Origin of the sequence: Faecalibacterium sp. BCRC 81149 (genome assembly GCF_022750605.1) — a bacterium.
Lineage (GTDB): Bacteria > Bacillota > Clostridia > Oscillospirales > Ruminococcaceae > Faecalibacterium > Faecalibacterium duncaniae.
In genome coordinates this window covers 1-1,693 of sequence record NZ_QXJA01000038.1, presented here as the reverse complement: position 1 = coordinate 1,693, position 1,693 = coordinate 1, and the positions used below count along the sequence as shown (strand labels likewise).

The following is a 1,693-nucleotide window of genomic DNA, read 5'->3' as shown; positions in this document are numbered from 1 at the left end:
ACAGGACCTTGAAAATTGAACAATATCGAAAAACTTGTAACGGAACCTATTTTCGTGTTGGAAAAACACGTTAAACAATTCCAAACAAAGTAATTCACACAGGACGCAAGCGATTGCGTGCTGAGCGAAACGATTTAACACTTTTTAAGTGATAAATATCATTTATAAAGAGTTTGATCCTGGCTCAGGACGAACGCTGGCGGCGCGCCTAACACATGCAAGTCGAACGAGAGAGAGGAAGCTTGCTTCCTCAATCGAGTGGCGAACGGGTGAGTAACGCGTGAGGAACCTGCCTCAAAGAGGGGGACAACAGTTGGAAACGACTGCTAATACCGCATAAGCCCACGGGTCGGCATCGACCAGAGGGAAAAGGAGCAATCCGCTTTGAGATGGCCTCGCGTCCGATTAGCTAGTTGGTGAGGTAATGGCCCACCAAGGCAACGATCGGTAGCCGGACTGAGAGGTTGAACGGCCACATTGGGACTGAGACACGGCCCAGACTCCTACGGGAGGCAGCAGTGGGGAATATTGCACAATGGGGGAAACCCTGATGCAGCGACGCCGCGTGGAGGAAGAAGGTCTTCGGATTGTAAACTCCTGTTGTTGAGGAAGATAATGACGGTACTCAACAAGGAAGTGACGGCTAACTACGTGCCAGCAGCCGCGGTAAAACGTAGGTCACAAGCGTTGTCCGGAATTACTGGGTGTAAAGGGAGCGCAGGCGGGAAGACAAGTTGGAAGTGAAATCTATGGGCTCAACCCATAAACTGCTTTCAAAACTGTTTTTCTTGAGTAGTGCAGAGGTAGGCGGAATTCCCGGTGTAGCGGTGGAATGCGTAGATATCGGGAGGAACACCAGTGGCGAAGGCGGCCTACTGGGCACCAACTGACGCTGAGGCTCGAAAGTGTGGGTAGCAAACAGGATTAGATACCCTGGTAGTCCACACCGTAAACGATGATTACTAGGTGTTGGAGGATTGACCCCTTCAGTGCCGCAGTTAACACAATAAGTAATCCACCTGGGGAGTACGACCGCAAGGTTGAAACTCAAAGGAATTGACGGGGGCCCGCACAAGCAGTGGAGTATGTGGTTTAATTCGACGCAACGCGAAGAACCTTACCAAGTCTTGACATCCTGCGACGATGCTGGAAACAGTATTTTCCTTCGGGACGCAGAGACAGGTGGTGCATGGTTGTCGTCAGCTCGTGTCGTGAGATGTTGGGTTAAGTCCCGCAACGAGCGCAACCCTTACTGTCAGTTACTACGCAAGAGGACTCTGGCAGGACTGCCGTTGACAAAACGGAGGAAGGTGGGGATGACGTCAAATCATCATGCCCTTTATGACTTGGGCTACACACGTACTACAATGGCGTTAAACAAAGAGAAGCAAGACCGCGAGGTGGAGCAAAACTCAGAAACAACGTCCCAGTTCGGACTGCAGGCTGCAACTCGCCTGCACGAAGTCGGAATTGCTAGTAATCGTGGATCAGCATGCCACGGTGAATACGTTCCCGGGCCTTGTACACACCGCCCGTCACACCATGAGAGCCGGGGGGACCCGAAGTCGGTAGTCTAACCGCAAGGAGGACGCCGCCGAAGGTAAAACTGGTGATTGGGGTGAAGTCGTAACAAGGTAGCCGTAGGAGAACCTGCGGCTGGATCACCTCCTTTCTAAGGAGTCAGGCAGATGGA

1 rRNA gene is annotated in these 1,693 nt (G+C 51.9%); it reads left to right on the top strand.

The annotated features are described in order from the left end of the window. The first annotated feature begins 161 nt into the window (after positions 1-161). A 16S ribosomal RNA gene (locus D3F01_RS15800) occupies positions 162-1,672 on the top strand. Positions 1,673-1,693 lie beyond the last annotated feature (21 nt).